This is a genomic window from Desulfosarcina cetonica JCM 12296 (genome assembly GCF_001311845.1).
GTDB classification, from domain to species: domain Bacteria; phylum Desulfobacterota; class Desulfobacteria; order Desulfobacterales; family Desulfosarcinaceae; genus Desulfosarcina; species Desulfosarcina cetonica.
Genome location: NZ_BBCC01000269.1, coordinates 1 through 6,718, shown reverse-complemented (window position 1 = coordinate 6,718; position 6,718 = coordinate 1). Strand labels below are relative to the sequence as shown.

Below are 6,718 nucleotides of genomic sequence, written 5' to 3'. Positions count from 1 at the left end.
GGCGTGGCCCGGGACGCGGCCTTTTGTTTTTACTACCCGGACAATCTGGAGCTGCTCGAAGCGGCCGGTGCCGAGCTGGTCTTTTTCTCACCGCTGGCGACGGGCACCTGCCCGAGGATTTGGGGGGCCTCTACTTCGGCGGCGGCTATCCGGAACTGCATGCCCGGCGCCTGGCCGATAACCGCACGCTGCGGCAGGCGATCCGCGTCCTGAGCCGGCAGAACATGCCCATTTACGGCGAGTGCGGCGGATTCATGTACCTGTGCCGGGAAATGGGCGATACCGAGGGCCGTGATTTTCCCATGACCGACTGCCTGCCCTATGCCACGCGCATGCTGGACCGCCTCAAGGCCCTGGGATACCGGGAGGTGACCCAGCACCGGGCAACAATACTGGGACCGGCCGGCCAGACCATGCGCGGTCACGAATTCCACTACTCGACCCTTTGCGATGGGCCGGCTCCGACGGATGGCGTCTACCACATTGCCGACCGCGCCGGTACGCCCAAAACCGATGAAGGATTCGTGGCCCATCAAACCCTGGGCAGCTATGTGCACCTGCATCTGGGCAGCTGCCCCCAGGCGGCGGCCCATTTCGTCGCGGCCTGCCGCCAGTGGGCCGCAGACAGGTCTTCCCCTTCGGGTGAGACCCATCATCGCAACGATTGATCAGCTATAAAGGACAAGGACAGCGCATGAAACCACAGGAGATCGAGACCGAGAGTTTTCGCATTATCGACAGTGAGGCCGGCGATCATGGCTTCGGGCCGGATGAATGGCGGGTGGTGCGGCGGGTCATCCATACCAGTGCCGATTTCGAGTGGCAGCGCATGATCCGGCTGCATCCGCAAGCCATCGGCGCCGGTGTGGCCGCCATCCGCAACGGATGCACCATCGTTACCGACACCAACATGGCCCGCGTGGGCATCCGCCAGCGCGACCTGGACCGTTTCGGTGGGACGGTGGCCTGCTTTATGACCGATCAGAAGGTGGCCGAAACCGCCCTGCGCGACGGCATCACGCGGGCCAAGGCCGCCGTGGATGTGGCCGCCGATCGTATCGATGGCGGCATCTACGTGGTGGGCAATGCCCCCACGGCCCTTTTGCGCCTGATCGACCTCATGGGCCAGGGGCGGGTCCGGCCGGCCCTGGTGGTCGGCTTGCCGGTGGGATTTGTCAACGCCGCCGAGTCCAAGGCCCTGCTGATGGAACGAAGTACCGTCCCTTACATTACCAACGTGGGCCGCAAGGGCGGCTCCAATGTGGCCGCCGCCGCGGTCAACGCCCTGATCCTGATGGCGGGGCGGAACGAATAACACGAACAACCCTTTTCAAGACACAGGCAAGACGATGAACACGCTTCAGTACGGAACACTCTACGGCATTGGTGTGGGACCCGGCGACCCGGATCTGATCCCGCTCAAATCGGTCAATATCCTCAACCGCGTACGGGTCATTTTCGCGGCCTCCTCGAGCAAGAATGCTCACAGCCAGGCGGTCAACATCGCCCGGCCGCACATTCCCGCCACCAGCGAGGTGCGGCTTTTACCCTTTCCCATGACCAAGAACCAGGCCGAGAAGGAAACCTGCTGGGAGAACCATGCCCGCACGGTCATCGCCGAAATGGAAAAGGGGCATGACGTGGCTTTCCTCACCCTGGGAGATTCGCTGACCTACGCCACTTACGGTATGTGCTCAAATATGTGTTGGCCTTGGCGCCCGGCGCGCCGGTGGTGACGGTTCCCGGCATCACCGCCTATCAGGCGGCGGCGGCGCGGGTCAACCGGCCGCTGGTGGAGGGCGAGGAGTCCCTCTTGGTGCTTTCCGGGGGTGGAGGGCGGCAACCGTCTGCGCGAACTGGCCGCGTCGGTGGACAACGTGGTGTTCATGAAGGCCTACCGCAATGCCGGCGACATCAGCGACGCCTGGCGGAGAAGAACATGCTCGAGAGCAGCGTCGCCGTGGCCAATTGCTGTCTGGAGAATGAAGAAGTGATCGAGGATATTCGTACCCTGAAGGCGCGCAAACCCGGCTACTGGACCCTTGTGCTGGCCAAGAAAAATTCCCATCCTGCGGCGGAGTGACACACGGTGTCTCTCTATCACCCGTGGCCTTAGAACCAGGAGCGGTAGCTCCAGATGTCCTCCTCGAGGGATTTTTTGTCCTCCTGCAGGGCCAGATACATGGAGGCGTTCTGGATCGCCAGGCCGCCCTGGTGGGCCAGCGCCTGCACCATCAGCATCATGTCCGGTGAAAAATCTCTCTGGATGTCGCTGTACAGGCGCATGATGCCGATCACCTTGTCGCGGGCGCGGATGGGGACGACGATCATCGAGACGATGCCTTCCGTTTTCATCGCCTCCTGGAAACGGATGCGCTTGTCGGTGGTGGCATCGCCGATCACGATGGTTTCACCCTTGAGGGCGCGTGCGGCCGTCTCCGTATCGGTGACCGAGCCCATCTCGAGAAAGGCGTCGCCGAGGCCGTGGCTGGCTACCAACGCCAACCGGTTGGTATCCTCATCCAAGAGGCGGATGAGCGCGGCCTTCAAGCCCAGGCTGGAACAGATATTGACGGTCAGGTTGTCCAGGATTTGTTTGATGTCGAGGCTGGAATTGATGCCCGCGGCCAGTTCCAGAAAAAGCATGGCATTTTTCTGCATGCGCCGGTGCAGGCGGTTGTTTTCGATGGCGATGCCGCCTTGGTCGGCCAGGGCGCGCAGGAATTCGATTTCATCGTTGCTGAATTCCCGCCGGGTGGCCGTGTAGAGGGAAAGCACGCCGATGGTGCAATCCTCGACCTTTACCGGAACGGTGAGCAGGGAGACGATTCCCTCGGCGGTTTTGGCCTCGCGATGCTCCAGTCGCGGGTCGGATGCCACCTCCGGGAAGGCCAGGTGGCCTTCCTTTTCCAAGGCGGCCACGATATCCTGGGCCTTGAGCGGATCGGCGTGCAGATAATTTTCCGACAGTCCCGCCTGGGCCGTGGGCACAAACAGCTTCTGGCGCTCATCCCGCAAGAACAGGCAAGCCGCCTTACCCTCCATGGAGTCAATGGCACTGTCGACAATCAGGCGCAGGAGTGTCTCTTTGTCCACTGCCGTCCCAAAAGGCCTTGCTGATTTTGCAGAACGATTTGAAATAGTCTCTGTCCCTTGTCATCAAGTACCTCCATGGGGTGGCATCAACGGGCGGTGCCGGTCACCGGGGCTCTATCGGCCGTGTCCGCCTGAAAGGTCTCCGTTTCGGTCGTCTTGCTGGATTGCCGGGTGCCGGCCCTCTTTTTGGGTGTGATTTTCTTGACCACGGCGGCGGATACCGCTGTGTCCGCCTTGCGGGTCACGGACGCCTGCCGAGGCTTCCCGTCACGTTCCATCAGCCATTTGGCGATTTTGGGGGCAAATGCCTCCTGATATTTCGAACTCACATAGATGCCGATATGGCCGGTGTCCAGACAAAGGTCTTCCGTATCCTTGCTGCCCACGTGGGCGGTCAATTTCTCACAGGCCTCGGGTGGCACCAGGTGATCGTATTTCCCATAGATGTTGAGCAGCGGCATGGTCAGCCGGTTCAGATCGACGCGCTGCCCGCCCACCACGAGCTCGTTCTTGAGCAGTTTGTTGCCCTGATAGCAGTCCTTGACAAACTGGCGGAAGACTTCGCCGGGCAGGTCGGGGCTGTCGAAAATCCACTTGTCCATGCGGACGAAATTCTCAACGAATGTTTTGTTGTCCATGTTTTCCATGAAACCGACGTATTTGTCAATCATCAGGCGCGCGGGGTTGAGCAAAAGAAAGCCGAGGTTCATCACATCGGCGGGAAGGTTGCCGAAGGTGTCAACCACATGGTCGACGTCGATATGCTCCATCCACACGTGCAGCAGGCCTTTTTTCGTATCGAAATTGGTGGGCGTGACCGTGGTGACCAGATTTTTGATCTTCTCCGGGTGCAGGGCCGAGTAAATCACACTGAAGGTCCCCCCCATGCAAATGCCCATGAGATTGACGGCCTCGACCGCATTGCGGTCACGAATGACATCAACGACATCGTCCATGTAGCCGTTGATATGATCGTCAAAGCCGAGGAAGCGATCCTTGCGTGTGGGATAGCCCCAGTCGACCATGTACAGATCGATGCCGGCATCCAGAAACCGTTCGACCACGCTGCGGCCGGGCTGCAGGTCGAGCATGGTTTCCCGGTTGATCAGGGCATAGACGACCAGAAGGGGGGTTTTGTAACGGATCTCGGTGCGTGGCAGGTAGTGCTTCAGTTTCACGCGATCCTCTTGGTAGACGACCTCGTAGGGCGTCTTGGCCAGGTCGGTATCGAGTTCGCCCAAGAGCACTTCCGATGCTTTTTGGGCGCGGGATTTGGCCTTTTCGGCAGAGTCGGCCATTTGGGTTAAGATCAGATCGACTGGAATTTTGACATGCGCCATGCGCTACCCCCCTTATGGAAATAATGGTGAGGGCACACTGTCGGCAGCATTGAGGTTCAGCGGACATCCAACCTCACCGGGAACATGTTTTTTAGCGTGCCGGGAAATGATAAAACGGCCAGACCCGCTGGCCGATCGCTTGAACTGTGATGGTTTAAATCAAACCTTGATAAAACATGATTTGGGAAATGGTACCGCCGGGTGAAAAAAAGGCCGTCTCATGCCCCGACTTCGGCTGCTTTGCGGGCGGCAAGATGGGCCTTTTCCTTTTCAAGTTTCTTGAGCCGTTTTTTTAATTCAAAAAGATCGCGGGCCATGTCGTCCACCTCGCTCTTTTTGGCCACCGGCAGCAGACTGAAGACGTCTTCGAAGACGGCGTCGCGCGCAGCGGCAAAGTCCGCCATGGCAGAGATGGTGCGGTTGAGCGTGTCGACGTATTCCGGCGTCTGGAAAAGGGTCATGAAATGGCCTTCCAGCACCTTGATCCACATTTTGTAGTACTCGTGGCTGTCATCCGAGAGTTTTCCCTGTTCCGCCATTTCTCCCAGCCGTTCCTGCATGACCTGCATGGAGTGGTTGAAGGGCAGTCCCAGCATGCGAACGAATTCCGCTATCTGGGACTGGAGCAGGTTGTACTGGTCGACCAGGTGATTGGCCTTTTCCTGATATTCGCGTAAAAGGCCGAGTTGGGGGATCTGAAAGAAGCGGCGGAACTCTTTTTCGTAGATGTCGGTCCACAATCGGCAGATGTTTTCATCGATATCCTCGAACCGGTAGGCTTCCACCGATTTCCCCAATCGCCCCGCGCTTTTGATCAGATTTTCCTGGAGGGTGGCGAGGCTGCTGACGCCGGTCTGCGCTAGCTTCAACATCACATCCGGCATCTCCGTGCTGCCCTTGAGCAGGGCCTTGACCGATTCCGGCGACGCCATGGCTTTGGCCATGGCCTGCCAGTTCTTCAGCGACGCGGCCATGGCGGCCTGGGATCGGTTTGGCCCCTTGCCTTGCGGTCCGGATGCCGTATCGGTCGACGGTTCAGGGGAGCTGCCCCCATCACCGGTCATACCGTCCCACAGACTACTGAAGGGTTTCATCCAGGCATTGACCATCGCCATCATTCCGAACGGATCTTGATTCTGATTCTCCATAAAGGCCACTCCCTTTTTCGGTCAAGCTCACTATCGTCCGGGGGATTTCCGCCTGCGGCCACGGTCGCCGCCGTTGCCGTTGGGTCCAAACCGCTACGACGATTTATCCGCCGGACTGCGCATGCTTGCCATCAGTGCTTGAAACTGTTTGCCCTGATCCTCGAGGGCATTGTTGAAGTGTTCGAACAATTCGGTGTATCCGATGCCTTTCCGGGCCATCAAGCCGCGCAACTGGGCAATGGTGGCCTGCTGATCGGAAACCGTTTTCTCCAATTGGGCGCATTTGTCGACCAACTTCTGATGTTCGCTCTGGCTGACCCAGCCCCATTGATGGGCGAATTGGGTGAAGGCCTGTTGAAAGTCATTCATGGCCTTCTGCCATGCCGCGGACATCTCACTGGGGTCGTTGCGGGCCGCTTGCAGACCATAGCAGCGTTGAAAGATCTCGGTGAATTGGGCCATGCCCGAAAAGCCCTGCTTCATCCAGACCGTGATCGCATCCAGTGTATCCTGCGATTGGGCCGCATTGAGGAAAACATGGCCCAGGAAGTCGTAAAATTGCCGGTTCATCGTTTAAGTCCCCCTTCAACGGTCGGGTTTGGACCACCGGTCATCCCCACGGACGGCGCGGATGTTTAGGCGATTTCTGTCAAAGGATATTCCAGTTTGCTTGTCTTTTTCCCCGTCTTCGGCGTTGGTGCCAAGGCCGAAGACGTAAATTGGAATGCATGCTGTTCAATGGGGTCGGGTTCGGGCAGATGAACGACACCACACACCGTTCGATTCCGTCGGAAAACCGGTTTCAGGATATCGTCTGCCACGAGCTTATCGATATTGTTTTATAATGCATCGACCATGGACTTCACAATTGGCAAAATTGCCCAAATGTCGGCTGCCCGATGGTTAGTTTTGCCCATTTGATCCGCGCCTTGTCTCGCCGACGACACTCAAGATACGACTAACCGGCCCGGCGGACTTGTCACCCTCAGGCGTTTTTGGTTCGACCGCGGCCCGTTCCCGTGGCGCGTTTCGCCGCAGCCCGGCCGGACTTCTTGGCTTGGGCCGTGTTCTTTGGCTTCGGTGCGGCGGCTTTGGGGTTGGGACGTTTCTTCCGCGACGGTGCCGGCTTGGGTT

General features: G+C 58.9%; 5 protein-coding genes and 2 pseudogenes. 3 read left to right on the top strand and 4 right to left on the bottom strand.

Annotation, left to right across the window (positions count from 1 at the left end; genetic code table 11):
* The 3 genes and pseudogenes from JCM12296_RS31485 to cobI all read left to right on the top strand — a co-directional run.
* Window positions 1-668 (top strand): annotated as a pseudogene (locus JCM12296_RS31485) (cobyrinate a,c-diamide synthase); the annotation flags it as partial.
* Between the two features lie 26 nt (window positions 669-694).
* Window positions 695-1,315, top strand: coding sequence for a precorrin-8X methylmutase (locus JCM12296_RS31480; RefSeq protein WP_054701406.1), 621 nt, complete (start codon window positions 695-697; stop codon window positions 1,313-1,315).
* A 34-nt stretch (window positions 1,316-1,349) separates the two neighbouring features.
* Window positions 1,350-2,083: pseudogene (cobI, locus tag JCM12296_RS51070) on the top strand (precorrin-2 C(20)-methyltransferase).
* 29 nt (window positions 2,084-2,112) lie between these two features.
* Here cobI and JCM12296_RS31470 read toward each other — a convergent pair.
* From JCM12296_RS31470 to JCM12296_RS31455, 4 genes are all read right to left on the bottom strand, one after another.
* On the bottom strand, window positions 2,113-3,096 hold the full coding sequence (locus JCM12296_RS31470) for a GAF domain-containing protein (RefSeq protein ID WP_246805189.1): 984 nt from the start codon (window positions 3,094-3,096) through the stop codon (window positions 2,113-2,115).
* An 86-nt stretch (window positions 3,097-3,182) separates the two neighbouring features.
* Window positions 3,183-4,436: a class III poly(R)-hydroxyalkanoic acid synthase subunit PhaC gene (phaC, locus tag JCM12296_RS31465; RefSeq protein WP_083456705.1), complete on the bottom strand. Its 1,254-nt coding sequence runs from the start codon at window positions 4,434-4,436 to the stop codon at window positions 3,183-3,185.
* A gap of 218 nt (window positions 4,437-4,654) precedes the next feature.
* A complete protein-coding gene (locus tag JCM12296_RS31460) occupies window positions 4,655-5,584 on the bottom strand; it encodes a poly(R)-hydroxyalkanoic acid synthase subunit PhaE (RefSeq protein WP_054701404.1) in 930 nt (309 codons plus the stop codon).
* Window positions 5,585-5,677: 93 nt separating this feature from the next.
* Window positions 5,678-6,154, bottom strand: a complete 477-nt coding sequence (locus tag JCM12296_RS31455) for a hypothetical protein (RefSeq protein ID WP_054701401.1) — start codon at window positions 6,152-6,154, stop codon at window positions 5,678-5,680.
* Window positions 6,155-6,718 lie beyond the last annotated feature (564 nt).